Source organism: Methylobacterium sp. Leaf99 (assembly GCF_001422375.1).
Classification (GTDB): Bacteria; Pseudomonadota; Alphaproteobacteria; order Rhizobiales; family Beijerinckiaceae; genus Methylobacterium.
In genome coordinates this window covers 33,887-59,015 of the sequence record NZ_LMMU01000008.1, presented here as the reverse complement: position 1 = coordinate 59,015, position 25,129 = coordinate 33,887, and the positions used below count along the sequence as shown (strand labels likewise).

General features: G+C 69.1%; 30 protein-coding genes. 24 read left to right on the top strand and 6 right to left on the bottom strand.

Features of this window, described 5'->3' with window-relative positions; all coding sequences use genetic code 11:
* Positions 1-15 precede the first annotated feature (15 nt).
* A complete protein-coding gene (gene tyrS, locus ASF28_RS15340) occupies positions 16-1,293 on the bottom strand; it encodes a tyrosine--tRNA ligase (RefSeq protein WP_056094397.1) in 1,278 nt (425 codons plus the stop codon).
* 113 nt (positions 1,294-1,406) lie between these two features.
* Between tyrS and ASF28_RS15335 the strand changes: the two genes are divergently transcribed.
* From ASF28_RS15335 to ASF28_RS15315, 6 genes are all read left to right on the top strand, one after another.
* Entirely contained in the window at positions 1,407-2,546 is a 1,140-nt protein-coding gene (locus ASF28_RS15335; protein ID WP_200912683.1) for an anhydro-N-acetylmuramic acid kinase, read from the top strand.
* 80 nt (positions 2,547-2,626) lie between these two features.
* Positions 2,627-3,718, top strand: a complete 1,092-nt coding sequence (locus tag ASF28_RS15330) for a catalase family protein (RefSeq protein WP_056094394.1) — start codon at positions 2,627-2,629, stop codon at positions 3,716-3,718.
* Between the two features lie 83 nt (positions 3,719-3,801).
* Positions 3,802-4,905, top strand: coding sequence for a chorismate synthase (gene aroC, locus ASF28_RS15325; RefSeq protein ID WP_056094391.1), 1,104 nt, complete (start codon positions 3,802-3,804; stop codon positions 4,903-4,905).
* A 50-nt stretch (positions 4,906-4,955) separates the two neighbouring features.
* Entirely contained in the window at positions 4,956-6,032 is a 1,077-nt protein-coding gene (gene ribB, locus ASF28_RS15320; RefSeq protein WP_056094388.1) for a 3,4-dihydroxy-2-butanone-4-phosphate synthase, read from the top strand.
* Between the two features lie 191 nt (positions 6,033-6,223).
* The gene (locus ASF28_RS21925) at positions 6,224-6,517 is read left to right on the top strand and encodes a BrnT family toxin (protein WP_082476593.1); all 294 of its coding nucleotides are present in this window, start codon (positions 6,224-6,226) and stop codon (positions 6,515-6,517) included.
* 40 nt (positions 6,518-6,557) lie between these two features.
* Positions 6,558-6,797 (top strand): BrnA antitoxin family protein, encoded by a 240-nt coding sequence (locus tag ASF28_RS15315; protein ID WP_244475045.1) that lies wholly within the window; start codon positions 6,558-6,560, stop codon positions 6,795-6,797.
* 27 nt (positions 6,798-6,824) lie between these two features.
* On the opposite strand, the gene ASF28_RS15310 is transcribed toward ASF28_RS15315, so the two are convergent.
* The gene (locus tag ASF28_RS15310; RefSeq protein ID WP_056094382.1) at positions 6,825-7,754 is read right to left on the bottom strand and encodes a histone deacetylase family protein; all 930 of its coding nucleotides are present in this window, start codon (positions 7,752-7,754) and stop codon (positions 6,825-6,827) included.
* A gap of 191 nt (positions 7,755-7,945) precedes the next feature.
* Between ASF28_RS15310 and ASF28_RS15305 the strand changes: the two genes are divergently transcribed.
* The 8 genes from ASF28_RS15305 (at position 7,946) to ASF28_RS23415 (ending at position 14,335) form a co-directional block, all read left to right on the top strand.
* The gene (locus ASF28_RS15305) at positions 7,946-8,587 is read left to right on the top strand and encodes a L,D-transpeptidase (RefSeq protein WP_056094379.1); all 642 of its coding nucleotides are present in this window, start codon (positions 7,946-7,948) and stop codon (positions 8,585-8,587) included.
* A 167-nt stretch (positions 8,588-8,754) separates the two neighbouring features.
* Entirely contained in the window at positions 8,755-9,192 is a 438-nt protein-coding gene (locus ASF28_RS15300) for a hypothetical protein (RefSeq protein WP_056094376.1), read from the top strand.
* 159 nt (positions 9,193-9,351) lie between these two features.
* Positions 9,352-11,355 (top strand): acetyl-CoA carboxylase biotin carboxylase subunit, encoded by a 2,004-nt coding sequence (locus ASF28_RS15295; RefSeq protein WP_056094374.1) that lies wholly within the window; start codon positions 9,352-9,354, stop codon positions 11,353-11,355.
* A gap of 13 nt (positions 11,356-11,368) precedes the next feature.
* Positions 11,369-11,800, top strand: coding sequence for a gamma-glutamylcyclotransferase family protein (locus ASF28_RS15290; RefSeq protein WP_056094371.1), 432 nt, complete (start codon positions 11,369-11,371; stop codon positions 11,798-11,800).
* Positions 11,801-11,924: 124 nt separating this feature from the next.
* Positions 11,925-12,767, top strand: a complete 843-nt coding sequence (locus ASF28_RS15285) for a formate/nitrite transporter family protein (RefSeq protein ID WP_056094368.1) — start codon at positions 11,925-11,927, stop codon at positions 12,765-12,767.
* Positions 12,768-12,779: 12 nt separating this feature from the next.
* Positions 12,780-13,058, top strand: coding sequence for an acylphosphatase (locus ASF28_RS15280; RefSeq protein WP_056094365.1), 279 nt, complete (start codon positions 12,780-12,782; stop codon positions 13,056-13,058).
* Positions 13,059-13,148: 90 nt separating this feature from the next.
* Positions 13,149-13,871, top strand: a complete 723-nt coding sequence (locus ASF28_RS15275; protein WP_056094362.1) for a DUF599 domain-containing protein — start codon at positions 13,149-13,151, stop codon at positions 13,869-13,871.
* A gap of 188 nt (positions 13,872-14,059) precedes the next feature.
* On the top strand, positions 14,060-14,335 hold the full coding sequence (locus ASF28_RS23415; protein WP_056095092.1) for a DUF3253 domain-containing protein: 276 nt from the start codon (positions 14,060-14,062) through the stop codon (positions 14,333-14,335).
* Here the strand turns inward: ASF28_RS23415 and ASF28_RS15265 are convergent.
* The 3 genes from ASF28_RS15265 to epmA are packed head-to-tail and all read right to left on the bottom strand — an operon-like array spanning position 14,278 to position 17,273.
* Positions 14,278-15,129 (bottom strand): YdcF family protein, encoded by an 852-nt coding sequence (locus ASF28_RS15265; protein ID WP_056094359.1) that lies wholly within the window; start codon positions 15,127-15,129, stop codon positions 14,278-14,280. The two genes, ASF28_RS23415 and ASF28_RS15265, sit on opposite strands and share 58 nt — an antisense overlap.
* Before the next feature lie 48 nt (positions 15,130-15,177).
* On the bottom strand, positions 15,178-16,227 hold the full coding sequence (locus tag ASF28_RS15260; protein WP_056095089.1) for a lysine-2,3-aminomutase-like protein: 1,050 nt from the start codon (positions 16,225-16,227) through the stop codon (positions 15,178-15,180).
* Entirely contained in the window at positions 16,224-17,273 is a 1,050-nt protein-coding gene (gene epmA, locus ASF28_RS15255; RefSeq protein ID WP_056095086.1) for an EF-P lysine aminoacylase EpmA, read from the bottom strand. The genes ASF28_RS15260 and epmA overlap by 4 nt, the downstream gene beginning before the upstream one ends.
* 193 nt (positions 17,274-17,466) lie before the next feature.
* Between epmA and efp the strand changes: the two genes are divergently transcribed.
* Positions 17,467-18,033 carry an elongation factor P gene (efp, locus tag ASF28_RS15250; protein ID WP_056094356.1) on the top strand — a complete coding sequence of 189 codons (567 nt, stop codon included), beginning with the start codon at positions 17,467-17,469 and terminating at the stop codon, positions 18,031-18,033.
* Positions 18,034-18,052: 19 nt separating this feature from the next.
* Here efp and ASF28_RS15245 read toward each other — a convergent pair whose 3' ends face one another.
* A complete protein-coding gene (locus tag ASF28_RS15245; protein ID WP_056094354.1) occupies positions 18,053-19,054 on the bottom strand; it encodes a heparan-alpha-glucosaminide N-acetyltransferase in 1,002 nt (333 codons plus the stop codon).
* Positions 19,055-19,229: 175 nt separating this feature from the next.
* On the opposite strand from ASF28_RS15245, the gene ASF28_RS15240 reads away from it, so the two are divergent.
* The 9 genes from ASF28_RS15240 to ASF28_RS15200 all read left to right on the top strand — a co-directional run bounded on the left by ASF28_RS15240 (position 19,230) and on the right by ASF28_RS15200 (position 25,097).
* Positions 19,230-19,847, top strand: coding sequence for a cold-shock protein (locus ASF28_RS15240; RefSeq protein ID WP_056094351.1), 618 nt, complete (start codon positions 19,230-19,232; stop codon positions 19,845-19,847).
* A 38-nt stretch (positions 19,848-19,885) separates the two neighbouring features.
* Entirely contained in the window at positions 19,886-20,380 is a 495-nt protein-coding gene (locus ASF28_RS15235) for a DUF192 domain-containing protein (RefSeq protein ID WP_056094348.1), read from the top strand.
* Positions 20,381-20,509: 129 nt separating this feature from the next.
* Complete coding sequence (locus tag ASF28_RS15230; RefSeq protein WP_056094345.1) at positions 20,510-20,992, top strand: hypothetical protein; 483 nt, start codon at positions 20,510-20,512, stop codon at positions 20,990-20,992.
* Between the two features lie 93 nt (positions 20,993-21,085).
* On the top strand, positions 21,086-21,940 hold the full coding sequence (locus tag ASF28_RS15225; protein ID WP_056095083.1) for a dienelactone hydrolase family protein: 855 nt from the start codon (positions 21,086-21,088) through the stop codon (positions 21,938-21,940).
* A gap of 168 nt (positions 21,941-22,108) precedes the next feature.
* Entirely contained in the window at positions 22,109-22,576 is a 468-nt protein-coding gene (locus tag ASF28_RS15220) for a response regulator (RefSeq protein WP_056094342.1), read from the top strand.
* 100 nt (positions 22,577-22,676) lie between these two features.
* A complete protein-coding gene (locus ASF28_RS15215) occupies positions 22,677-22,856 on the top strand; it encodes a hypothetical protein (protein WP_244475044.1) in 180 nt (59 codons plus the stop codon).
* A gap of 120 nt (positions 22,857-22,976) precedes the next feature.
* The gene (locus ASF28_RS15210; RefSeq protein WP_056094338.1) at positions 22,977-24,158 is read left to right on the top strand and encodes a poly(ethylene terephthalate) hydrolase family protein; all 1,182 of its coding nucleotides are present in this window, start codon (positions 22,977-22,979) and stop codon (positions 24,156-24,158) included.
* Between the two features lie 32 nt (positions 24,159-24,190).
* Positions 24,191-24,802 (top strand): glutathione S-transferase, encoded by a 612-nt coding sequence (locus tag ASF28_RS15205; RefSeq protein ID WP_056094336.1) that lies wholly within the window; start codon positions 24,191-24,193, stop codon positions 24,800-24,802.
* A 94-nt stretch (positions 24,803-24,896) separates the two neighbouring features.
* A complete protein-coding gene (locus tag ASF28_RS15200; protein WP_056094332.1) occupies positions 24,897-25,097 on the top strand; it encodes a hypothetical protein in 201 nt (66 codons plus the stop codon).
* Positions 25,098-25,129 lie beyond the last annotated feature (32 nt).

Here is a 25,129-nt window from a genome sequence, read left to right as displayed (position 1 = left end):
CAGGGCGAGCGCGTCCTAACGGACCTTCAGCAGCACGTGCTTCTTGCGGCCGAAGGAGAGCTTGATCACCCCGTCCGCCGTCACGTCGCCCGTGCGCAGGACCGCCCGCTCGTCGGTGAGCGCCACGTCGTTGACCCGCAGGCCGCCGCCCTTGATCTGGCGGCGGGCCTCGCTCGTGGACGGCACCAGCTTGGCGTATTCGGGGCCGAAGGCCGAGAGTACGCCGAGCCCGGCATCGAGGAGGGCGGCCGAGACGATCACGGTCGGCAGGTCCTGCGCCACGCTGCCTTCGACGAACGTCTTGCGGGCCGTCTCGGAGGCCGTGTCCGCCGCCTCGCGCCCGTGCATCAGGGCGGTGGCCTCGCTCGCCAGCACCTTCTTGGCCTCGTTGATCTCGGCGCCCTGGAGCGCAGACAGGCGGGCGATCTCACCCATGGGCAGGAGGGTGAACAGCTTAAGGAATCGGCCGATATCGGCATCCTCGGTGTTGCGCCAGAACTGCCAGTAATCATACGGCGACAGCATGCCGGCATCGAGCCACACGGCCCCGGCGGCGGTCTTGCCCATCTTGGCTCCGGACGCCGTGGTGAGCAGCGGGCAGGTGAGGCCGTAGAGCTGCGGCGTGCCCATGCGGCGGCCGAGATCGATGCCGTTGACGATGTTGCCCCACTGGTCCGAGCCGCCCATCTGCATGGTGCAGCCGTAGCGGCGGTTGAGCTCGACGAAGTCGTAGGATTGCAGGATCATGTAGTTGAATTCCAGGAACGACAGCTCCTGGTCGCGCTCCAGCCGCATGCGGACGCTGTCCATGGACATCATCCGGTTGACGGAGAAATGCCGGCCGATGTCGCGCAGCATCTCGATGTAGTTGAGCTTGGTCAGCCATTCGGCATTGTCGACCATGGTCGCGGCGTTGCCGCCGCCCTCGAAGCGGAGGAACCGGGCGAAGGTCTTCTGGATGCCGACCTTGTTCTCCTCGATCTGTTCGAGGGTGAGGATCTTGCGGCTCTCGTCGCGCCCCGAGGGATCGCCGACCCGGGTGGTGCCGCCGCCCATGAGGGTGATGGGCGTGCCGCCCGTGGCCTGGAGCCAGTGCAGCATCATGATCGACAGGAGGTGGCCGACATGGAGCGAGGCCGCCGTGCAGTCGTAGCCCACATAGGTGGTGAGCCGGCCTTCGAGCGCCGCCGCGTCGATGCCGGCGAGGTCCGAGCCCTGGTGGATGAAGCCACGCTCGGACAGCACCCGGAGGAAATCGGATTTCGGAGCGAAGGCGTCGGGCGCGGAGGACATGGACGGTTCCGGTGTCGGAGGATCACGGATGGGGGACACGGCGCAGATCGGCGTGATAGCACCGCGCGTCATTGCGCCGGCTCTTAGCAGGGCTGACCGAGGAAGGCACGACCATGACCATGATGCGCGCCATCGGCCTGATGAGCGGAACGTCCCTCGACGGCGTCGACGTCGCCCTCATCGAGACGGACGGGCACGACGTCCGGGTGGTGCAGAGCCACAACGGCTACCTCGAACCCCTCGGCCCCACGGGCTATCGCGGCTACTCCGACGAGGATCGCGATCTGCTTCGCCGCGCGCTGGCCGATTCGGAAGCCGTCACCGCGCGGGAGGACCGGCCGGGATGTCTTCCGGAAGCGGAAGCCTTCGTCACCGCCGCCCATGCGGAAGCGGTGGAGAGTTTTCTCGCCGACAACGGCCTGACGCCGGCCGATATCGACGTGATCGGCTTTCACGGCCAGACCGTGGTGCATCGGCCCGACCAGCGCATGAGCGTGCAGATCGGCGACGGCGCCGCCTTGAGCCGACGCCTCGGCATCCCCGTGGTGTCGGACCTGCGCCACGCCGACATCGCGGCGGGTGGCCAGGGCGCGCCCCTCGTACCCGTGTTCCATCAGGCGCTCGCCCGCGCCTCGGGCTTCGAGGGTGCCCTCGGCATCCTCAACATCGGCGGCGTCGCCAACGCGACGCTCATCGCCTCGAACGGCGAGGTCATCGCCTTCGACACCGGGCCGGGCAATGCCCTCATCGACGACTGGATGCGCGAGCGCACGGGCCGGCCCCTCGACGACGGCGGCCGCACCGCCGCGCGCGGGCGCCCGGACGAACCGCTGCTGGCCTGGCTCCTCATCCACCCGTTCTTCGCGCGCCGGCCGCCGAAATCCCTCGACCGGAACTGGTTCTCCCACAAGCTCGCGGGCCAGCTCTCCACGGAGGACGGCGCGGCGACGCTCACCGCCTTCACGGCCCGCGCCGTGGCCCGGGCCCTCGACCACGCGCCCGAAATTCCGACCCGCTGGATCGTGGCCGGGGGCGGCGCGCGCAACGGCGAACTTGTGCGCCTGCTGAACTACCACCTACGCGCCGAGATTACGACGGCGGACGCCATCGGCTGGTCCTCGGCCTATCTAGAGGCCCAGGCCTTCGCGCATCTCGCCGTGCGTTCCCTGAAGGGCCTGCCGATCACCTTCCCGTCGACCACCGGGGTCCGCGAGGCGATGACGGGCGGCGTGCTGGCACGGCCGGGCGACTGAAGCCCCGCACACCGATTCGTGACCGGACACGGGGGCGTCGGCGCGCGTTCTCCCCCGGAATTGCTCCGGACGGATGAACCATGGCCGAGACCTACCTGCGCTATCACGACGGGATCGAGACCTCGAAGCCCGACGAGGATGGGGTGATCGACCAGATCATCGCTTCGATGACACGCGAGAGCGAGACCACGGCCAAGCGCTACGGCCACGCCGTGCGCGCCTCGCATGCCAAGGTCAGCGGTGTCGTGGTCGGCGAATTGCAAATCTTCGGCGACTTGCCGCCGGAGCTTGCACAGGGCCTGTTCGCCAGGCCCGGCACCCATCCGGCGGTGGTCCGGTTCGCGCAGGGACCCGGCGAACTCCTCAAGGATTCCGTCTCCACCCACCGCGGCATGGCGATCAAGGTGTTCGGCGTCGAGGGCGAGACGCTGCCGGGCCACAACGGCACCACCCAGGATTTCGTGCTGGCCACCGGGCCGGTCTTCCCCAATCCGGACGCGGCGGGCTTCCTCGGCAGCATGAAGCAGCTCGAGATCGGCACCAAGGCGCCGGAGGACGTGAAGGTCGCCGTCTCGAAGATGGCCCGGGCCGCCAACACCCTGGTCAAGACCTTCACCGGCAAGGACACGCCGATCCTCGACTTCTTCGGCCACGCGCCGAAGCACCCCCTGGCCGAGCCGTATTACAGCCAGGCCGCCCTGCGCTACGGCGACTTCGTCGCCAAGGTCGGCGCCTTTCCGGCGACGCCGGCCCAGGACGCCCTGGCCAAGGAAATGCTCGCCCCGAGCGCCGATCCGGACGTGTTCCGCCACGCCGTGGCGGCGCAGTTCCGCGAGGCGGAAGCGGTGTTCGAGATCCGGGTCCAGCTCTGCACCGATCTCGACGCCATGCCCGTGGAGGACGCCTCGAAGGAATGGTCCGACGCGAGAAGTCCCTATCGCACGGTGGCCCGCCTCGTCCTGCCGGTGCAGGCGGCCGACAGTCCGGCGCGCCTCACCTATGCGGACGACGTGCTGTCGTTCCGCCCCGCCCACAGCCTCGCGGCGCACCGGCCGCTCGGCTCCCTCATGCGGGCGCGGCTGAAGACCTATGCGGCACTGTCCCGCTTCCGGCACGAGCGCAACGCCGTACGCGAGACGGAACCCCGGACGGTCGCGGACGTCCAAGCTTGAGTACCGCCGGGCCGGCCCCGCAGGGGACGGGCACCGGCCCGGCATTTGTGACTCGCGAAAACCCGCGCTAGAGCGGGGGCGCCATGTCCCACAACACCTTCGGCCATCTCTTCCGCGTCACCACCTTCGGCGAGAGCCACGGCGTCGCCCTCGGCTGCGTCGTCGACGGCTGCCCGCCCGGGATCGCCATCGAGGCCGCCGACATCCAGGCGGAGCTGGATCGGCGCAAGCCCGGCCAGTCGCGCTTCACCACCCAGCGCCGCGAGCCGGATCAGGTCCGCATCCTCTCGGGCGTGTTCTCGGACGACCGCACCCATGGCCGCCAGCTCACCACCGGCACGCCCATCGCCCTGGAGATCGAGAACACCGACCAGCGCTCGAAGGACTATTCCGAAATCCGCGACAGCTACCGGCCGGGCCACGCCGATTACGCCTACGACGCCAAGTACGGCATCCGCGACTATCGCGGCGGGGGGCGCTCGTCGGCCCGCGAGACCGCCGCGCGGGTGGCGGCCGGCGCCATCGCGCGCCGGGTTCTGCCAGAGGGCGTGATCATCCGCGCCGCCCTGGTGCAGATGGGCCCGCACGCCGTCGACCGGTCGCGCTGGGACTGGGACGAGGTCGGCAGGAATCCCTTCTTCTGCCCCGACGCGACGGCGGCGAAATTCTACGAAGGCTATCTCGACGACATCCGGAAAGACGGCTCGTCCATCGGCGCGGTGATCGAGGTAGTGGCCGAGGGCGTGCCCCCGGGCCTCGGCGCGCCGATCTATGGCAAGCTCGACGCGGATCTCGCCGCCGCGATGATGTCCATCAACGCCGTGAAGGGCGTGGAGATCGGCGACGGCTTCGCTTCGGCGGCCCTGCGCGGCGAGGACAATGCCGACGAGATGCGTTCGGGCAATGCCGGTGCCCCGACCTTCCTCGCCAACCATGCCGGCGGCGTGCTCGGCGGCATCTCCACCGGCCAGCCCATCGTCTGCCGGTTCGCCGTCAAGCCGACTTCGTCGATCCTCACCCCGCGCATGAGCGTGACCAGCGACAACCGCGACGTCGACCTCGTCACCAAGGGCCGCCACGACCCCTGCGTCGGCATCCGCGCCGTGCCGGTGGCCGAGGCCATGATGGCGTGCGTCCTCGCCGATCACTATCTGCGCCACCGGGGGCAGGTGGGCGAGCGGCCTTGAGCCCGCTCCACGCCGCCGAGCCCGCCACGCCAAGTCCGAGAGATCCGCCCGTGCCCCACACCCATGTCACGCAGGCCATCGAGGCCTATGCCCGCGGCGAGATCGTCGTGGTCACCGACGACGACGACCGCGAAAACGAGGGCGACCTCGTCGTCGCCGCCTCCCTCTGCACGCCCGAGAAGATGGCCTTCATCGTCCGCAACACCTGCGGCATCGTCTGCGCGCCCCTGACCCGAGCCGAGGCCAGGCGCCTGCGCCTCGATCCCATGGTGGCGGCCAACGACGCGCCGCTCGGCACCGCCTTCACCGTGACGGTGGACGTCAAGCACGGGCTCACCACGGGCATCTCCGCCGAGCAGCGCTGCAACACCGTGCGTGCGCTCGCCAACGGCAACATGGGCGAGTCGGACTTCGTGCGACCCGGCCACGTCTTCCCGCTCATCGCCAAGGATGGCGGCGTGCTCATGCGCTCGGGCCACACCGAGGCGGCCGTCGATCTGTGCAAGCTCGCGGGGCTGCCGCCCGTCGGCGTGATCTGCGAACTCGCCAACGACGACGGCACCGTGATGAAGGGCCCGCAGATCACGGCGTTTTCGGAGTTGCACAACCTCCGGCGCGTGTCCGTGGCCGACCTCATCGCCTACCGCCAGTCCCGCGAAAAGCTGGTGGAGCGCGTCGGGACCTTCCCGGTCACCACCGAGTCCGGCGCGATGACGGGTTACGCCTACACCACGCCGTTCGAGACCGTGCAGCAATTCGCCTTCGTGTACGGCGACATCGGCGACGGCCGCGACGTACTCGTGCGGCTGCACCGCTCCAACGTGGTGGCCGACGTCATCGAGGGCGGGAAGCAGATCGAGGCGGTCAAGCGCCGCTTCGCCCGTGAGGGGCGCGGCATCCTCGTCTACCTGCGCGACGGGTCGGCGGGTGTCCCGCTTCAATCCTACGCCGAGGAGGGCGCGGAGGCCCAGCGCGTCCGGGCGTGGCGCGAAGTCGGCCTCGGCGCCCAGATCCTGCGCGACCTCGGCGTCGTCTCGATCCGGAACCTGGCGACCTCGTCCCGGGCCTATGTCGGCCTGTCGGGCTTCGGGATCGAGTTTTTGGGGGATGAGCGGCTGGAGGGGTAGCGCGAACAGGGCCGCGATGCGGCCCGGATCAGGCTCCATCGGAAGATGCGGGACCTTGGACAATCTTTCTGCTGCCGGGTGCGAACATCGGGCACGGCTGAGCGAAAGCGAGATGAAAAAGTCCTCCCCGCTCGATCGGATCTGGGGCGGATGCTTCTTGTACCCGCCTGAGTTGCAGTTCACATTGGGTAATGGGTGAGAACGACCACCCGATTTGGGACGACCCGAAGAACAATAGGAATATCAACGAACGCAAAATAGACTTTGCTGATCTCGATGCTATTTTCGATGGACGCTTCGCCATCGTGACGGAATACACAAGGCACGATTACGGCGAACGACGGTTTAATATGCTCGTCGAAATCGGTGAATTGATCTTGAATGTCACCTTCACGAAGCGGCCACCCAAGTATCGAATTATCTCAGCACGGATCGCAAGTCGGATAGAAAGGAGGATGTACCATGCCAAGTCACAAGAAAGCTAAGCCGCTCCCTGGCCGCACGGATTGGGCCGCCCTCCGAGCCATGTCCGACAACGAGATCGAACGGATCGCCGCCGATGACGAAGACAATCCGGCCACGGACGAAAGTCACTGGGTGAATGCGACCGTGATCTTGCCGTCTGGCAAAACCTCCATCCACGCCAGTTTCGATCGTGACGTAGTGGATTTCTTCAAGCGCGACGGCCGCGGTTATCAGGCCCGCATGAACGCGGTCCTGCGTCACCACATGGAAGCGCAACAGGGCAAAACATCCAGGTCGTAGCCCCGTCCGCCGTGGTCCGGCGACCGCTCACCGCCCCATCAAGGCGTCCATATGGGCGGCGACCGACAGCCCCAACCCCTTTAGGCTGTAGCCACCCTCCAGCACCGAGACGACGCGGCCACCCGCGTGCTTCTCCGCGATCTCCATGACGCGCCGGGTGGCCCAGCCGAAATCGGCCTCGTCGAGCTGGAGATGGGCCAGGGGATCGAGGCGGTGGGCATCGAAACCGGCCGAGATCACGATGAGGTCCGGGGCGAACGCCTCCAGCCGGCGCAGGATGCCGGCCTCGAACACCTCCCGGAACCGCTCGCTGCCGTCGCCGGCGCGGAGCGGCACGTTGACGATGGTGTCGTGATTGCCGCGTTCCGAGGCCGCGCCCGTGCCGGGATAGAGCGGCATCTCGTGGGTCGAGGCGTACAGCACGCTGGCATCGTCCCAGAAGATGTCCTGCGAGCCGTTGCCGTGATGCACGTCCCAATCCACCAGGGCGACGCGGGTGGCCCCGTGCACCTGCCGCGCGTGGCGGGCCGCGATGGCGGCATGGTTGAACACGCAGAAGCCCATGGCCCGCATGCGCTCGGCGTGGTGTCCGGGCGGGCGCATGGCGACGAAAGCGTTGCGGCACTCGCCCTTCATCACCGCATCGACGGCATGGACCGCACCGCCGACGCCGCGCAGGGCCGCCTCGATGGTGCCGGGCGACAGGAGCGTATCGCCGTCGATCTGGACGAAACCTTCGCGCGGGGCCGCCTCGATGAGCGCCTGCACGTAGGGCACCGGATGGACCAGGGTCGGCACCGCCGGGTCGGCGAGGGGGGCGAGCCCGCGCACGAGGCCGGCGAATCGCTCGTCCTCCAGAACCCGCTCGACGGCGCGGATACGATCCGGACATTCGGGGTGCCCCGCCGGCATGGCGTGGTCGAGGGCGGCGGGATGGCTCACGTAAAGCGTCGTCACATCATCCCCCCAAGCGGATGCCCACCCGTGTCGTTGCCTCAGGGCAACAGGCGATGCAAATGCGCCACGTCTTCGATGCGTGACCCTACGCCGGGATGCGCGCTCAGGTTAGGTTGCGCAAGACCTCATCAACCAAGTTTATGTCGAGCCCGATCTTCGGCTCGACGTGGGCATGCCGACAGGCCCGTTCCATGCGCGCACTTCCGCTCCTCGCCGTCCTCGCGGGCGCACTTCCCCTGGCCGCCTGCAACACGCAGACGGCCAACGTGGCGCCCCCCACCGCACCGGTGGTGCAGACGTCCCTGGCAGCGCCGGCCGCCCTCACGGGCGAGGCGCGCGACAAGGAATGGATGAAGCTCGCGCCCAGCGCCGTCATCGATCCGAAGATCGCCCGCGCCACCGTCGAGTATCCGACCAAGGAGGCGCCCGGCACGGTGATCGTCGTGACGAAGGAGCGCCGTCTCTACTTCGTGCTGCCCGACGGCAAGGCCGTGCGCTACCCCGTCGCCGTCGGCCATGCCGGCATGGCCTGGGCCGGCACGGCGGAAGTCGATCGCAAGGGCGAGTGGCCGGATTGGAACCCGCCGCCCGAGATGCTGGCGCGCCGGCCGGATCTGCCCAAGCGCCTGGAGGGCGGTCCGACGAGCCCCATCGGCGCGCGGGCGCTCTATCTCGCCGAGGGCAAGAAGGACACGCTGTTCCGCATCCACGGCACCAACGAGCCGGAGAAGATCGGGCAGGCGGTCTCGTCGGGCTGCATCCGCATGCTCAACGCCGACGTGGTCGACCTCTACGAGCGCGTGCCCATCGGTTCGAAGGTCGTGGTGCGCTGAGCCCGGCGGGTTTAGACATCTTTCGATAAGTCTCATTCGTGATCAGGCTTTAACCTGAACGTCGATTCAGATTTGGCCGTTAACTGCTTGAAGCCTCCCGGCCCGCATAGTCCAACCATAGACACGGGCACAGACCGGCAAAGATGAAGCCGAGGAGGAATCAAGACATGATCAACCATTCGCTGCAGCTCTTCTGCAACCGCACCGTTGCCGCCGGCCGCATCACCCTCGCCGATGTCCAGGCGCTCATGCGCGACGTGCTGCCGGACGGCTTCCTCGACCGCGACGAGGTCGACATGCTCATCGCCCTGGACCGGGCCGTGCCGCAGATCGATCCGGGCTTCGGCCCCTACCTCGCCGCCGCCATCGTCGATTTCACCGTCTGGGGCGAGCGGCCCACGGGCACCATCGATGCCGGTACGGCGCGCTGGCTCGCCGCCTCCCTGCGCAACGGCACCGGCCCGACGCTGCTGGCCGGTCAGATCGCCCAGGCCGTGGTGCGCGAGGCCCAGTCCTGCGACGAGGCCCTCATCGCCTTCGCCCTGGAGGCCAACCGCCGCCGCGCCGCCGACCCCGCCCCGGTGGAATTTCTCGTGGCGGCGTGAGCGGGGGGCGGCGAACCGGGACCGGGCGCAGGCTGGATTGAAGAAACCCCGTCGCACCGGGCCGGTCAGCTTTCCGAAGCCGGAGAACTGCTTTAACGGGAGCGAGCTTGGGCGTCCCGCGCGCCCCGACCTTTCCTGACCGACCAGAGTGCCGGACCGATGTTCGAGAAGATCCTGATCGCGAACCGTGGCGAGATCGCCTGTCGCATCATCAAGACCGCCCGCCGCATGGGCATCAAGACCGTGGCGGTCTACTCGGACGCCGACCGGGACGCGGTCCACGTCGCCATGGCCGACGAGGCCGTGCATATCGGCCCGGCCCCGGCGGCGCAGTCCTACCTGCTCATCGAGAAGATCATCGACGCCTGCAAGCAGACCGGCGCCCAGGCGGTGCACCCGGGCTACGGCTTCCTGTCCGAGCGCGAATCGTTTCCGCGCGCGCTCGAAGCCGCCGGCATCGTCTTCATCGGCCCCAATCCGGGGGCCATCGCCGCCATGGGCGACAAGATCGAATCTAAGAAGGCGGCGTCCGCCGCCAACGTCTCCACCGTGCCGGGCTTCCTCGGCGTCATCGAGAGCCCGGAGCACGCCGTGACCATCGCGGACGAGATCGGCTACCCGGTGATGATCAAGGCGTCCGCCGGCGGCGGCGGCAAGGGCATGCGCATCGCCTATTCCTCCGACGAGGTCGCCGAGGGCTTCGCCCGCGCCAAGTCCGAGGCCGCCTCGTCCTTCGGCGACGACCGGGTGTTCGTGGAAAAGTTCATCACCGATCCGCGCCACATCGAGATCCAGGTGATCGGCGACAAGCACGGCAACGTGATCTATCTCGGCGAGCGCGAGTGCTCTATCCAGCGCCGCAACCAGAAGGTCATCGAGGAGGCGCCGTCGCCGCTCCTCGACGAAGCGACCCGGAAGAAGATGGGCGAGCAGGCCGTGGCCCTGGCGAAAGCCGTGAATTACGATTCCGCCGGTACGGTGGAGTTCGTCGCCGGCCAGGACAAGTCGTTCTATTTCCTGGAAATGAACACCCGCCTGCAGGTCGAGCATCCGGTCACCGAGATGATCACCGGCCTCGACCTCGTCGAGATGATGATCCGCTCGGCCTACGGCGAGGCCCTGCCGCTGACGCAGGACGCGGTGAAGCTGGACGGCTGGGCCGTCGAGAGCCGCGTCTACGCGGAAGATCCCACCCGCAACTTCCTGCCCTCCATCGGCCGCCTCACCACCTACCGGCCACCGGCCGAAGGAAAGTTCGGCGACGCGATCGTCCGCAACGACACCGGCGTGGAGGAGGGTGGCGAAATCGCGATCCACTACGATCCGATGATCGCCAAGCTCGTCACCTGGGCGCCGACCCGGGCGCAGGCCATCGAATCCCAGGGCGAAGCGCTCGATGCCTTCGCCATCGACGGCATCCGCCACAACATCCCGTTCCTTTCGGCCCTGATGGCGCATCCGCGCTGGCGCTCGGGCAACATCTCCACGGGCTTCATCGCCGAGGAGTTCCCCGAGGGCTTCTCCGCCCCCGAGCCCAAGGGCGAGATCGCGCAGATCATGGCGGCGGCGGCGGCGGCCATCGACCACAAGCTCAACACGCGCAAGCGCGGCATCTCCGGCCAGATGCGCGACCCGGCCCTGCTCCACTTCGAGCGCGACCGCGTCGTGATCCTGGCCGGGGAATCCTACCCCGTCACCGTCGATGCGGTCGGCGGCACGCTCATCGTCACGGGCGCCGACGGAGCGACTTGGCCCGTCCAGAGCGACTGGCGTCCGGGCGAGCCCGTGTGGCAGGGCGAGATCGCCGGCATGCGCGTGGCCATGCAGGTGCGGGGCCTCCTCAACGGCGTCGCGCTCCAGCATGCCGGTGCGGCGGCGCAAGCCCGCGTCTACACCCGGCGCGAGGCCGAACTCGCCGCCCTGATGCCGGTGAAGGTCGATGCCGGCTCGGGCAAGCAGGTGCTCTGCCCGATGCCCGGTCTCGTCAAGGCGATCCTGGTGAAGGAAGGCCAGGAGGTGAAGAACGGCGAGGCGCTCGCCATCGTCGAGGCGATGAAGATGGAGAACGTCCTGCGCGCCGAGCGCGACGCGACGGTCTCCAAGATCGCCGCCAAGGAGGGCGACAGCCTCGCCGTCGATGCGGTAATCCTCGAGTTCGCCTGAGCCCGGACGGCGCGTGCCGCTCTACTTCGCCTACGGCGCCAACATGGACGCCGCCGCCATGGCCGCGCGCTGCCCGGGTTCGCGCCTGGTCGGGCAGGGGCGGCTCAACCGTCATCGCTTCATCGTCATGCGCGAGGGCTATGCCTCGGTGGTGCGCGATCCGCGCGCCACCGTGTGGGGCGTGGTCTGGGACTTGGTCCTTGCCGAAGTGCCGGCCCTCGACCGCTACGAGGGCGTGGCCGGCGGCCTCTACATCAAGGCGTACCAGCCCGTCACCCTGAAGGGCGGGGCGAAGCGCGCCCTGATCTACCTCGGCGGCAGCAGCGCCCAGGGGACGCCCCGGCCCGGCTACCTCGAATCGGTGCTGGCGGCGGCGGATGCGGCGCAACTGCCCGCGACCTACATCGCCGAACTGCGCGGCTGGCTGCGGGGCCGCGCCGCCTGACGGTAAACCCATGCGTGACGCGCAATTCTACGCCTCCGCGTCGCTTTTCCCCCCATCGCTGCCGCATCTGGCCCCGCCCTTGCCTCCCGAATCGCGAAACAATCGTGATTTCGGAGCGACCCCGATGGACTATGTGAAACCGGCCGAGATGGCGGCGGCCATGAGCGATTCCGGCGTGCAACGTGCCCAATTGTCGATCACCGACATGCTCGTGCGCGGCATGATGTCGGGCGCGATCCTCGGGATCGCCACGAGTCTCGCCATCACCGGCGCCGTCCAGACCGGGGTGCCCTTCGTCGGCGCCCTGGTGTTTCCCGTCGGCTTCGTGATGATCGTCTGCCTCGGGCTTGAACTGTGCACCGGCAATTTCGGCATCCTCGGCCTGTCGTTCCTGGACGGCCGGGTCGGCTTCGCGCCGATGATGCGCAATTTCGCCTGGGGCTTCGTCGGAAACCTCCTGGGCAGCGTGCTCTACGCGCTCCTCCTCGTCATCGCCCTGTCGAATGCCTGGCACACCCCGCCCGCCGGCGTGGCCCAGAAGATCATCGACATCGCGAGCGCCAAGACCATTGCGTACGAGGCGCTCGGCTCGGCCGGAATGCTCACGGTCTTCGTCAAGGCGATGCTGTGCAACTGGATGGTCTGCCTCGGCGTCACCATGGCGATGATGTCGACCTCGACCTTCGGCAAGATCCTCGGGGCCTGGCTGCCGGTGTTCCTGTTCTTCGCGCAGGGCTTCGAGCACGCCGTGGTAAACATGTTCGTCATCCCCGCCGGCATGATGCTCGGCGCGCCGGTCTCGTTCGAGCAATGGTGGGTGTGGAACCAGATTCCCGTGACGCTGGGCAACTTCGTCGGTGGCGTGCTCTTCATTTCCGTGGCGTGGTACCTCACCTACCGCCCGAGGGCGCAGGGCGACCCCGCCCGTACGCAGGCGCCCGTGGGGGCCGCGGTTCGCGCCCGTTGAGGGAGAGCCGGATTGAGCCTTGACCGAACCGTCGATGTGATCGTCCACGGCCAGGTGCAGGGCGTCGGCTATCGGTTCTGGACCAGGGCCGAGGCCGGACGCCTCGGCCTCTCGGGCCACGTCCGCAACCGGCCCGACGGTACCGTGGCGGCGACGTTTTCGGGGTCTCCGGAGGCCGTCGCGGCCATGCTCGCCGCCTGTCGGCAAGGCCCTCCCGGGGCGCGTGTGACGGACGTGGCCGTGACCGACGGCGAGGCGCCGGCGCCCGGCTTTCATATCCTGCGCGACTGAAACATCCCCTTCGGGCCGGCCCTGGACAGGGATCGGCCTTCCGGGCTAGCGCCGGGTCGGTCGCGATCGGCCCGGCATCAGGCGCACCCGATGATCACGGCGGACTTCTCCTACCTCGACTTCGCCGCCCTGTGCTTCTTCCTGGCGGCCTGGGGCGGCTACGGCATGGCGGTGTCGCGGATGCGGGGCCGGCGCACGAGCCTGAGCCAGATCATGAACCGGCAGCGCGAGATTTGGGCGCAGCAGCTCATCCACCGCGACAACCGGGTGGTCGACACCACCATCAACGCTTCCCTCCAGAACGGCACCGCCTTCTTCGCCTCGACCTCCCTCATCGCGCTGGGCGGCGTGCTCACCCTGTCGCGCTCGGGCGACGACGTGCTCACGCTGTTCGGCGCGCTGCCGTTCGGGGCCGTCGCCACGCGGACGACCTGGGAGATCAAGGTCGCGGGGCTGGCGGTGGTGTTCATCTACGCGTTCTTCAAGTTCTCCTGGGCCTACCGGCTGTTCAATTACGGGGCGATCCTGCTCGGGGCGGTGCCGCCCAAGGGCTCGAGCGCGAGCATGGCCGAGATGCAGCGCGCGGCTGGTCGTGCGGCGGCGATGAACATCGCGGCCGGTTCCCACTTCGCGCGCGGGCAGCGGGCGTTCTTCTTCGCCCTGGCCTATCTCGGCTGGTTCGTGAGCCCGGTTCTGCTGTTTCTCACCACCACGGCGGTGGTTTGCGTGATGTGGCGGCGTCAGTTCAGTTCGAAAATCCGCGCCGCCCTCCTGGCGCAGGACGACGGGACAGGGCAGGGGTTGGACCCATGACCAATCCGAAGAAACCACCCCGCAAGACCGCCATCGCCAGGGCCGCCGCCGCCAAAGCGCTCAAGGGCAAGAAGACGGCCGCCAAGAAGGCCGCCGAGACGCCCGGCGCGAAGGCTCCCCCCGCTCCGAAGGCCGCGCCGACGCAGCCTCCGGCAGCCCCCGTCCGCAAGGGCCCCAGCGAGGACCTCATCGCCGAGACCATCCTGCGCCTCCTGGCCGCGCGCGGTCCGGGCAAGACCGTGTGCCCCTCGGAAGTGGCCCGCGACATCGGCGGCTCGCAGCCCGAGGTGTGGAGCCCGATGATGCAGCCCGTGCGCCGCATCGCCGTGCAGATGACCAAGGCCGGTCAGATCGCGATCCTGCGCAAGGGCAAGCCGGTGGAGGACGTCGACGATTTTCGCGGCATCTACCGATTGGCGCTGCCGTCGGCCGACGTCGAGTCGACGGGAGCCGACGACGCCTGAGGCGCCGGCATCCAGGCATCGGTGTAACCGGCGAGCCGATAGGCCGCGAGGCCGATCCACTCCTTGACCACGACGTCGAGGAGGGCGAGCCCGTCGGAGGCGAAGCTGTTGAAGCGGACCGCGTCGCGCGGGCCGGCCGTGCGGTAGTCGACGGGATAGGCGGCCACGGTGAAGCCCGCGGCGCGAAAACAGCCGACGGCGCGGGGCATGTGCCAGGCCGAGGTCACGAGGAGCCAGCGCTCGCCGGGCTTTGGCTTGACGAGAGCCGCGGTGAAGGCGGCGTTCTCGCGGGTGTTGCGCGAGCGGTCCTCCAGGATGAGGCGGGTGCGCGGCAGACCGAGGCCGTCGGCGGTGCGCCCGACGATCTCCGATTCGGACACCTCGCCCGGCCGCAGCCCGGCGCTTCCGCCCGCGAAAGCGAGACGCGCGTCCGGATAGCGCCGGGCGAGGTCGGCCAGGGCGATCTGGCGCTCACCGGCCTCGTTGAGGACGAGCTGGTCGCGCGCCGCCGACAGGCGTGTCTCGACGCCGCCGCCGAGGACGACGATCCCGGCCACCGGCGTGCCGTCGTCGACGAAGGCCGGGAACCGTTCCTCGAGGGGCAGGGCGACCCAGAGGGCGAGGGGAGAGAAGCCGGCCACGAGGAGTCCGAGTGCCGCCGCGAGGACGAGGCCGCACCCGAATCGGCGCCCGCGTCCGAAGGCAATGAGGAGCGCCCCCGCGACCACGGCGAGGATCAGCGCGTTGGACGGCGTGAGGACGAAGAAGATCAGCTTCGAGAGCGGAAAGAACATGACGCGGGCGCGACCTTCAGGGGAGGGGACGCGAGGCGCGAACCGGCCTCACGCTTTCGGGATCGGCGGGTAGTCGTGGACGCGCCCCTGCGGGTCCTCGACCCGCCAGCCGGCCTCCGTCGCCCGGAGGTAGTCCGGCCCCACCGGCACCTTGCCGTGGCCGCCGGGGATGTCGAGGACGTAGAGGGGCTGGGCGAGTCCCGAGAGCCGGCCGCGCAGGTGCCCCATCAGGGCGCGCCCCTCGGCGAGATCCGTGCGCAGGTGCCCGGTACCGGGGGCGAGGTCGCCGTGATGGAGGTAGTACGGCTTGATCCGGTGCTCCACGAAGGTCCGCATCAACCGGCCGAGGGTGTCGGGATCGTCGTTCACGCCGGCGAGCAGCACCGTCTGGCTCACCATGGGGATGCCGGCATCGACGAGGCGGGCGATGGCGCCAGCGGCGGCGGGGGTGAACTCGCGCGGATGGTTGGCGTGGAGCGCCACGAACACCGCACCGTCGAACTGCTTCAGGGCCGCGACGAGGCTGTCGCTGACGGCCGACGGATCGACCACCGGCACGCGGGTGTGGAAGCGCAGCACCCGCACGTGGGGAATCGCCTTCAGCGCCGAGGCGATGCAGGCCAGCCGCCGGGGCGAGAGCGCGAAGGGATCGCCCCCGGTGACCACCACCTCCCAGATCTCCGGCCGGCCGGCGATGTAGGCGAACGCCGCGTCGAGTTCGCCGTCGCTCAGGGTGCCGAGACCGTCGGGGCCGACCCGCTCGCGGCGGAAGCAGAACCGGCAATAGACCGGGCAGACGTGCAGCGGCTTCAGGAGGACCCGGTCGGGATAGCGGTGGACGAGGCCGGGCAGGGGGCTGTGGGCGTCGTCGCCGATGGGATCGGCATCCTCCTCCGGGCGCGTCGCGAGTTCCTCCGTTCGCGGCACGAACTGGCGGGCGATGGGGTCGTGGGGATCGGCCGCATCGATGAGGTCGGCGAGGTCCGGCGTCACCGAGACGGCGTAGCGGGCGGCCACGGCCTCCAGGGCAGGCAAGGCCGCCGCATCCACGAAGCCGGCGCGGACGAGATCGGCGGCGCTCTTGAGCGGGCGGTTCACGGCCGTCCCCCGGTGACGGGGGTCCACAGCACGTCCTCGATATGGGGCGCGCCGACGCAGAGCATCACGAGGCGGTCGAGGCCCAATGCGATGCCGCTGGCCTCCGGCATGATGGCGAGCGCCTCCAAGAACGCCTCGTCGATGGGGTAGCGCTCGCCGTAGACCCGTTCCTTCTCGTCCATCTCGAGGGTGAAGCGCCGGCGCTGTTCGGCCGGGTCGGTGAGTTCGCCGAACGCGTTGGCGAGTTCGACGCCGCAGGCATAGAGCTCGAACCGCTCGGCCACCCGCGGATCGCTTGGGCTCGGCCGGGCCAGGGCGGCCTCGGACACGGGATACTCGCACAGGATGGTCGGGCGCCCGAGGCCGAGACCGGGCTCGATGCGGGCGACGAGGACGCGGCTGAAGAGGTCGGCCCAGGTGTCGTCCTCGGCAACCCGCAGGCCCGCCCGCGCCACGGATGCCGCGAAGGCATCGCGGTCCGTCGTCCCGTCCGCGGCTACGGTCGCCAGCAGATCGATGCCCACCTCCGAAAAGGCCTCGGCCAGGGTCAGCCGCCGGACGGGCGCGAACGGATCGGCTTCGCGGCCGCGATGGGTGAGAACCCGCGTGCCCGCCGCTTCGGCGGAGAGCGCCAGCACCTCGGCGCAGTCCCGCATGAGCTGGGTGTAGTCCTCGCCCGCCCGGTACCATTCCAGCATGGTGAACTCGGGATGGTGCAGGGGCCCGCGCTCGCGGTTGCGGAACACCCGCGAGAAACTCACGATCCGGTGTTCGCCGGCCGCCAGCAGGGTCTTGCAGGCGAACTCGGGCGACGTGTGGAGGTAGAGCGGGCGGGAAACCCCATCGGCCCCGAGAATTTCAGTGGCGAAGGCCGAGAGATGGGCCTCGTTGCCGGGCGAGACCTGGAGGCAGGCCGCCTCCACCTCGACGAAGTCGCGCTTCGAAAAGTGTCCCCGCAGGGCGGCGGTGATGCGGTTGCGCGCCATCAGGGCCGGGCGCCGGTCGGCGTGGCGGTCCGGATGCCACCAGGGGGAGGGGTCGGTCATCGGGCGGGCCATATCACGGGTGGCCGGGCGCCTCCACGTCTCGCAGCCTCCCGGCTGCTACACCCAGCAAGTCCTGCGGCTGGCAACGGGGCCACGGATAGGGTAGTGGCGGACCGACGATGTCGCTCCCGCGGGCCGGAACCGCGCCGGGGCGACCGACCCGTTTCTCGAGACACGAACAGGACCTGACCCCGTGAAGGTGATCGCCTCTACGCTCCGCAAGGGCAACGTCGTCGACAAGGATGGCAAGCTCTACGTCATCCTGACGATCGAGAACATCCACCCCGGCAAGGGCACCCCGGTGACGCAGCTCGACATGCGCCGCATCACCGACGGCGTGAAGGTGTCCGAGCGCTACCGCACCACCGAGTCGGTGGAGCGCGCCTTCGTCGAGGACCGCGACCACACCTTCCTGTACGAGGACGGCGAGGGCTTCCACTTCATGAACCCCGAGACCTACGAGCAGGTCGCGATCCAGAAGGACGTGATCGGCGATGCCGCCCCCTACCTCCAGGAGGGCATGACCGTGAAGGTCTCGATCCACAACGACGTCGCGCTCACCGTCGAGCTGCCCCAGCGCGTCACCCTCGAGATCACCGAGACCGAGCCGGCCATGAAGGGCCAGACCGCGTCCTCGTCCTACAAGCCCGCCATCCTGTCGAACGGCGTGCGGACCGCCGTGCCGCCGCACATCGCCGTCGGCACCCGCGTGGTGATCATGACGGAAGACGGCTCCTACGTGGAGCGCGCCAAGGACTGAGTTCCAAGGACTGAGGCTTTCAGGGCACCGGGGCGGTGCCTTCGGCGGCCTCGTAGCAGTCCTGCGACAGAACTTGTGCGCGGGCCCGCTCCGCCACCGTGAAAGTCCGATGCGATTGCGCCCACAGGCCGTCGCGCCGGAAGGCCCCGACGACGCAGCGCGCCGCCAACCGGCACGCCGCGGCTTCGCCCCCCGTCGCGACGCAGTTGCGGGCATAGGTGGTGCGGAACTCCGCCTCGCCGGCGCGCGGATGCGGCCCCGTGAGGGCGGCGAGGCCCGCGAACAGCGCCAGCAGCACGGGCTGGTGGACGAGATAGACGGCGAGGCTGTGCCGTCCGGCGAAGGCGGCGAAACGCCCGGGTCCTCGCGTGGCCCGCCAGCCGCCGATCCGCGTGTCCGCCAAACGGGGCATTCCGAGGCGCCCGGCGACGATTCCCGCCAGGACAAGCCCGAACCACGGGAACAGCGGCACGTAATCGTTGGTCTGCGGCAACGTCCGGCCGAGCCCGAGGAAGAACAGGGCCGGCGCGTCGAGCACCCCACCACCCACGACGTGGGGCGCCGCCATCACGACGGCGGCGCAGAGCGCCGTCACCGCCACCGGTGCGAACAGGAACGGCAGGGCGAGCACGCTGGAGAGTGCGATGCAGTGCAGGATGCCGAAGAACACGTAGCTCCCCGGAAACAGCGCGTAGGTCGCCGCCGTCACGGCGAGCGCCGCCCCGCCGATGCGCAGGAGGCGCATCAGCACGGCCCTGCGCCGGACGCCACCGCCATGGGCGAGGACGAGCCCGATCCCGACGAGGACGAGGAAGCCGCCGGCGATGAGGTGGGCGGCGATCCTGCCGGCCGGCGTGAGGGCGTAGTTTTCCGGTGTCAGCCGGAGGTACCCCAGGTCCCAGGTCGCATGGTAGATCGCCATCGCCCCGAGAGCCACGCCCCGTGCGGCGTCGAGGGCGTCGATGCGCGCGCGCGACCGGGACACGGGGGCGGCGTCGGGACCGGGTGGAGGGAGGGCCATCCCCTGGCCCTAACATCGATCCGACGCCCTCGCGATCCCCTGTGGCAGCCGCACCCGCCTGCCGAACAATGCGGCATGGATCGACACGCGCGGACACCAATTAGGCTTCCGCAGGGTGACGACTTCGTTAATCTCCCTTTCGGATCGCGTGGCGTGATTCGGTATGGGTTGCTTAATGTCGGACGATTTCGGGGCAGGCTCCTACGGGGGGCATTCGGCGGACGAGCACGCGGATGCCCGCACCGGCGAGGGCCTCGGCGGCGAGACCCAGCGCCCCCTCGACCTCGTCGAGGTGGCCGGTCGGATCAAGTGGTTCGACGTGGCGAAGGGGTTCGGCTTCATCGTGCCCGACGACGGCGCGGCGGACGTGCTGCTCCACATCACCTGCCTGCGCCGCGACGGTCACCAATCCGCCAGCGAGGGCGCGCGCGTCGTCGTGGAGGCGACCGAGCGGCCGCGCGGCTGGCAGGCGTTCCGGGTGCTCTCCCTCGATCAATCCACGGCCCTGCATCCCTCCGAACTGCCGCTGCCGCGCACCCATGTCAGCGTCACGCCGACGAGCGGCCTCGAGACGGCGGTGGTGAAGTGGTTCAATCGCCTGCGCGGCTTCGGCTTCCTCAGCCGGGGCGACGGCACGCCCGACATCTTCGTGCATATGGAGACGCTTCGCCGCTACGGCATCGCCGAACTCAAACCCGGCGAGATCGTTCTCGTCCGCTACGGTGACGGCTCGAAGGGCAGGATGGCGGCGGAGGTCCGCTTTCCCAACGGCGCGCTGCCCGCCTCGCACTGAACCAAGCTTTTCCCCGAGCCCACACTTTTTCCCCAAGCATGAGTTCCGCGTTGTCGAACACCAAAGCCGCCCTGCGCGCGCTCTGTGCGCTCCTGTTCCTCGGTCTCGGTCTCACGGCCGCCCCCGCGCAGGATTCGGCCTCCGGCCCGACCGAGCCCCTGACCATCGCATCCCGCGCCGGGCGCCACGCCTTCGCCGTCGAGGTGATGCGGACGGATGCCGACCGCTCGCGCGGCCTCATGTACCGGCGCACCATGGCCCCCGATCACGGCATGCTGTTCGACTTCCAGGCCGCCGCACCCGTGGCCATGTGGATGAAGAACACCTACCTGCCCCTCGACATGGTGTTCATCCGCGCGGACGGGACCATCGCGCGCATCGCCACGGATACGGAACCGCTCTCGACGAAGGTCATCCCATCGGGCGAGGCGGTCCTATCCGTGCTCGAGCTCAATGCCGGCACCACGGCGCGTCTGGGCATCCATGCCGGCGACCGGGTGGAACACCCGCTGTTCCGCAAACCCAAATCCTGACGGTCACACACGAACGCAACAAGAACATCGCTTGACGACCGTCCCGATTCGGACCAATGTTCCCTCAATGTTCTAAACGACACGTCGATCACCGATCGGGTGATTCGCGCGGCGCCATGAGGGGACATCATGATCGACCTGCATCCGGACGAGATCCGCGTGACCGCCCCCCCCCTGTTCGGCAACGCCGAATGGAGCGTCCTGCCCGAGGGGCTGGAGCATCGCGCGACCGGGTACTTCATCGCCCGCGACGTGCTCGGAATGCGCCGGGGCGATTTGTGGGAATGGCCGCTGCACTTGGCCGAGAAAAGCTGGTTCCGGCCCTTGCCGTTCCGCGAGGCCTTCCTCGCCGCCCTCGACACCTTCGCGATCACCCGCGATGCCGGTCTCGCCCCGTCCTTCGCCATGGGCTTCGGCTTGACGGCCGGGCAGGGCATCGGAAAGGCCGCTGACGGCTTCGTCACCCTGGGCGAGGTGATCCGCCCCAAGGCACAGAAGCAGAGCGCCGCGCGCAAGCGCAATGCTTCGCCGGAGGTGCGGGGCGGCAGCCGCCGGAATGGCATGCCGGTGCCGCGGACGGTGGAGGCGGGCGTCCAGCGCGTCGCGCTCTGACGCGGGACGTTGCTCTCCGAGCGCCCGGCCCTAGATGCCGGTCGGGCATCGGAGAGAATCATGAGACACGATCACGATGACGGCGCGGCCGGGATGAACGGCCTTGAAGGCCTCCTGGCACCTCCGTTTTCCCGGCGCGGCTTCGTGATGACGAGCCTGATGACCGGACTCACCCTCGCCACGACTTCCGTCGAAGCGCAGGTGATCCATACGGACGCCGCCGGCCTCGTGGCAGGCGAAGTTCGCATCCCCGCCGCCGACGGGCCGATGCCCGGATACCGCGCAATGCCGGAAGGGCAGGGACCGTTCCCGGTTATCCTCGTCATCGAGGAGATTTTCGGCGTCCACGACTACATCAAGGACATCTGCCGGCGCCTGGCCAAGGTTGGCTACTGCGCCGTGGCACCCGAGCTCTACGCCCGCCAGGGCGATCTCTCGACCATGACCGATGCCAAGGTGATCGTCCGGGACGTCATTTCGAAGACGCCTGACACCCAGTGGATGGCCGACCTCGACGCCGCCGTGGCCTGGGCGGTTTCGAACTCGAACGGCGACGCATCCCGCCTCGCCACCATGGGCTGGTGTCGGGGCGGGCGGGGCGTCTGGCTCTACGCCGCCCATCGCCGGGATCTGAAGGCCGGCGTGGCCTGGTACGGCGCCATGGGCGGCGAACGCACGTCGATCCAGCCACGCACGGCCGACGATGTCGCCGGCGAGATCAACGCACCTCTTCTCGGTCTGTACGGCGCCGCCGATACCGGCATCCCGGTTGCTGCCATCGAGGCGGCGCGGGACAAGGCACGGGCGGCAGGCAAGTCCGTCGAACTCGTCGTCTATCCGGATGCACCCCACGGCTTCCACGCCGATTACCGCCCGAGCTACCGGCGCGAAGCGGCGGAGAACGGCTGGACCCGAGCCCTGGCCTTTCTCAAGACGCAGGGCGTCTGACGACGATGCCGGGCGCGGCCCCTCGACGGGGAACTGAGGCACGAATGCTGCATTGATCGAAAAACGTCGCGGCCTGCGCCCGCATGGCCGACACATTCGTCGGTTAGCTCACGGATCGGATACTAAGAGGATCGGCCCGCCGTCCTGGCTTGAAGAGCGTTCCGGACCATGAGTTCTTCCCCCCTGTCCGATGCACGCCCGGTCATCCTCGTCGTCGAGGACGAGCCCGACGAGCGCTATCTCGCGGCCGAGTTGCTGGAGGAGACGGGTTTTCGGGTCATCGAGGCCGAGACGGCCGAACGTGCCCTGGCGATCCTCAACGACCGCGGCGACGAAGTCAGCGTCGTCTTCTCGGACGTTCGTACGCCGGGTCCCATCGGCGGTTTCGAGCTCGCTCGCATCATCGGCGTCACTTGGCCCCGGGTCCGGGTTCTCCTCACGTCGGGCGATGCCGGCGACCAGCCGAGCGACCTGCGGATGTCTGCGACGTTCATCCCCAAACCCTGGCGTGCCGCCGACATCCTGGCCTGGGTTCAGGAAGCGGCTGGCCGCTCGTCCGAAGCCCGGATCGGTCCCGACGTGATCGGGACGGGCGCGAGCGGTTCCAAAATTATCGTCGGCAAAGTGGAAACTTGAGCGTACCGGACCGTTTACCGAGTCTCTTCGTACGAAACCGCGCGAGCGGTCCGGTGTGACTCCCATGACGTCCGGCAACCAACCCAACCGATATGCCCCGATGACGGCCGCGTCCTACACGGTCTTCGACGAGTCGGCGCTGCTCGCGCGGATCGGAAACGATCTGCGCGATCTCTATGGCGACGTCGAGGATTCTTCGGTGCCCGGCGATCTCCTGCACTTGGCGAACCTCATCGACGGGAAGCGACGGCACGCGAGCGAGGACGGCGCGGCATCATAGAGTGCGGCGGGAATACCGCACTATTCAGGAGCTTTGCTCCCGCCGTCGCGCGCCCTGCGTGATCTGCTATGTCTCGGCCGTCGGGCCCCTGCCGTTCCGATTTCGTCTGTCGAGCCCGCCATGCGCCTGAACCTTCGCCTCGGCCTTGCCGCCGCTTGCCTTTGCTTCGTCAGTGCCCCGCAAGGCCCGGCCTTGGCGGCCGCTCCGCCGGTTCAGCCGGCTGAGGGACCGGGCGGGATCGGCGACCGCGCCGCGACCATCGTCAAGCGTGCCCTCGGGCGGCCCGGCGCGGCGACTTTCATCTTCCACAAGGCGGGGCCCGCCCCCGCGGAGGGCCGCCCCGTGGCGGTGTTCCTCCACGCCTGGGGAGCGCCGAACCCGCAGGCCTACGGCGCCTGGATCGATCACCTTGCCCGCACGGGATTCCTCGTGGTGTTTCCGCGCTTCCAGGAGATCAACCGGACGCGACCGGCCGATGCCTCGGCCAGCGCCGAACGCCTGCTCAAGACCGCATTCTCGGAGCTGGCCCAGGATGCCGATGCCAAACCGGATGTGAAGCGCGTCGCGGTGATCGGGCATCTCGCTGGTGCGCCCATCGCCGCCAACGTCGCGGCGGACGCAGCCGAGCAGGGCCTGCCCGTGCCGCGCCTCGTCTTCGCGATCATGCCCGGCGGCATCGCCAGCGACGCCAAGGCGCGCGGCATCGTCCTGCACGACCTGTCCAGAATCGCCCCCGAGACCCTCGTGGTCACGGTGATCGGCGACCGCGACGCACGGGCGGCCGATCTCGCGGCTCGCCGTCTCCTGCGCGAGGCGAGCGCCGTGACGCCCGAGCGCAAGCTCTTCCTGCGTGCCCTGTCGGACGACCATGGCTTCCCGGCCCTCACCGCCACCCTGGCCTCGCCCGCCGGTGCAGACCCGGCCTATGATGGCGCCGCCCTGAAACCGCCGCCCGAGCCGCCGCGTGACCCGAAGCAGCCGACGCCACCGTTCAAGTGGACGCCCGACATGGCGCTCACCGGCGAGCAGACCACCCTGGTCGCGCAGATCAACAACGCGCGCACGGACAGTCTCGACTATCTCGCCTATTGGAAGACCTTCGATCTCGCAGCCACGGCGGCCTTCGGCGGTGCCGATGCGCAGGCGCTGAAGGCCAATCCGCGGCTGAGCGACATGGAGCGGTGGGCCGACGGCTGGCCGGTCAAGCGCCTCGTCGTCGAGACACCGCGCCTGACGCCGCCGCCGGCCGCCGTCGTCACGCCCGCAGCCACCCGTGCCAAGCCGGCATCCCGCCGGCCCTGATCCCCCGTGCCCGAACCGGATCTCGCCCCTTGATGAAGCTGTTCCACTCCGGTGTCTCGCCGTTCGTGCGCAAGGTCATGGTCGTCGCCCACGAGGTCGGGATCGCCGGGCGCCTGGAACTCCTCTCCAGTGCCGCCCACCCGACCCAGCGCGACGCCAATATCCTGGCGGTGCATCCCCTAGCCCAGGTGCCGACCCTGATCACCGATGACGGACGGGTCCTCGCCGACAGCCGGGTGATCTGCGAATACCTCGACACCGTCGGCGGCGGGGCGGTGTTTCCCCGCCCCGGCCCGGCCCGCTGGATGGCGCTCAACGATCAATCGACGGCCGACGGCATCCTCGATGCCGCGCTTCTCATCCGCTACGAACTCACCGTGCGCGCCGAGGGCGAGCGCTCGGCCGCCTGTATCACCGGGCAGACCGCCAAGATCGAGAGCGCCCTCGATGCCTTCGAGGCCGGTGCAGACGCCCTCGCCGACCGGGTCGATATCGGGACCATTACGGTCGCCTGCGCGCTCGGCTACCTCGACCTGCGCTTGCCCAACCTGGCCTGGCGCCGGCGGAGCCCGACCCTCGCGGTCTGGTTCGAGGCTTTCGGCTCACGGCCATCCATGCGGGCGACGAAGCCGCCGGCGGCCTGATCGCCCGTCCTCATTGCGCCGAAAAAATCCTGGCGCCGAAAAATCCTGGCGCAAGCCTTGCGACACCGCATCCGGGTTCACCGGATGAATCGCCATGCCCGATTTCGTCGCCACCCTCGTCGCCAGTTTGATCTTCTGCCTTGGGCTGATGCTGCTCAACGCCGGCACGCGTCTAGCCCTGCAGTGGCACGCGGCGCCCGCCGATCTCGCCGAGAACGGAATGCTGCAATACGGTCTCGCCCTGGCGGCGGCGGCGACGGTCTGGCGGCGGACCGTGCGCGGGCGGATCGCCTGAGGCGATTACGGGGCGGGCGCGAACCCTGCGGC

Bases quoted from the DNA above. Each gene is read 5' to 3' on its own strand.
- ASF28_RS15225 (WP_056095083.1), top strand. From the start codon at position 21,086: ATGAACGGCCTTGAAGGCCTCCTGGCACCTCCGTTTTCCCGGCGCGGC.
- ASF28_RS15220 (WP_056094342.1), top strand. From the start codon at position 22,109: ATGAGTTCTTCCCCCCTGTCCGATGCACGCCCGGTCATCCTCGTCGTC.
- ASF28_RS15265 (WP_056094359.1), bottom strand. From the start codon at position 15,129: ATGTTCTTTCCGCTCTCGAAGCTGATCTTCTTCGTCCTCACGCCGTCC.
- ASF28_RS15300 (WP_056094376.1), top strand. From the start codon at position 8,755: ATGATCAACCATTCGCTGCAGCTCTTCTGCAACCGCACCGTTGCCGCC.
- ASF28_RS15200 (WP_056094332.1), top strand. From the start codon at position 24,897: ATGCCCGATTTCGTCGCCACCCTCGTCGCCAGTTTGATCTTCTGCCTT.
- ASF28_RS15285 (WP_056094368.1), top strand. From the start codon at position 11,925: ATGGACTATGTGAAACCGGCCGAGATGGCGGCGGCCATGAGCGATTCC.
- ASF28_RS15295 (WP_056094374.1), top strand. From the start codon at position 9,352: ATGTTCGAGAAGATCCTGATCGCGAACCGTGGCGAGATCGCCTGTCGC.
- ASF28_RS15230 (WP_056094345.1), top strand. From the start codon at position 20,510: ATGATCGACCTGCATCCGGACGAGATCCGCGTGACCGCCCCCCCCCTG.
- ASF28_RS15330 (WP_056094394.1), top strand. From the start codon at position 2,627: ATGGCCGAGACCTACCTGCGCTATCACGACGGGATCGAGACCTCGAAG.
- ASF28_RS15235 (WP_056094348.1), top strand. From the start codon at position 19,886: ATGAGTTCCGCGTTGTCGAACACCAAAGCCGCCCTGCGCGCGCTCTGT.
- tyrS (WP_056094397.1), bottom strand. From the start codon at position 1,293: ATGTCCTCCGCGCCCGACGCCTTCGCTCCGAAATCCGATTTCCTCCGG.
- ASF28_RS15335 (WP_200912683.1), top strand. From the start codon at position 1,407: ATGACCATGATGCGCGCCATCGGCCTGATGAGCGGAACGTCCCTCGAC.
- ASF28_RS15215 (WP_244475044.1), top strand. From the start codon at position 22,677: ATGACGGCCGCGTCCTACACGGTCTTCGACGAGTCGGCGCTGCTCGCG.
- ASF28_RS15245 (WP_056094354.1), bottom strand. From the start codon at position 19,054: ATGGCCCTCCCTCCACCCGGTCCCGACGCCGCCCCCGTGTCCCGGTCG.
- ASF28_RS21925 (WP_082476593.1), top strand. From the start codon at position 6,224: ATGGGTGAGAACGACCACCCGATTTGGGACGACCCGAAGAACAATAGG.
- ASF28_RS15315 (WP_244475045.1), top strand. From the start codon at position 6,558: ATGTCCGACAACGAGATCGAACGGATCGCCGCCGATGACGAAGACAAT.
- ASF28_RS15240 (WP_056094351.1), top strand. From the start codon at position 19,230: ATGTCGGACGATTTCGGGGCAGGCTCCTACGGGGGGCATTCGGCGGAC.
- ASF28_RS15210 (WP_056094338.1), top strand. From the start codon at position 22,977: ATGCGCCTGAACCTTCGCCTCGGCCTTGCCGCCGCTTGCCTTTGCTTC.
- ASF28_RS15205 (WP_056094336.1), top strand. From the start codon at position 24,191: ATGAAGCTGTTCCACTCCGGTGTCTCGCCGTTCGTGCGCAAGGTCATG.
- ASF28_RS15275 (WP_056094362.1), top strand. From the start codon at position 13,149: ATGATCACGGCGGACTTCTCCTACCTCGACTTCGCCGCCCTGTGCTTC.
- epmA (WP_056095086.1), bottom strand. From the start codon at position 17,273: ATGACCGACCCCTCCCCCTGGTGGCATCCGGACCGCCACGCCGACCGG.
- aroC (WP_056094391.1), top strand. From the start codon at position 3,802: ATGTCCCACAACACCTTCGGCCATCTCTTCCGCGTCACCACCTTCGGC.
- ASF28_RS15305 (WP_056094379.1), top strand. From the start codon at position 7,946: ATGCGCGCACTTCCGCTCCTCGCCGTCCTCGCGGGCGCACTTCCCCTG.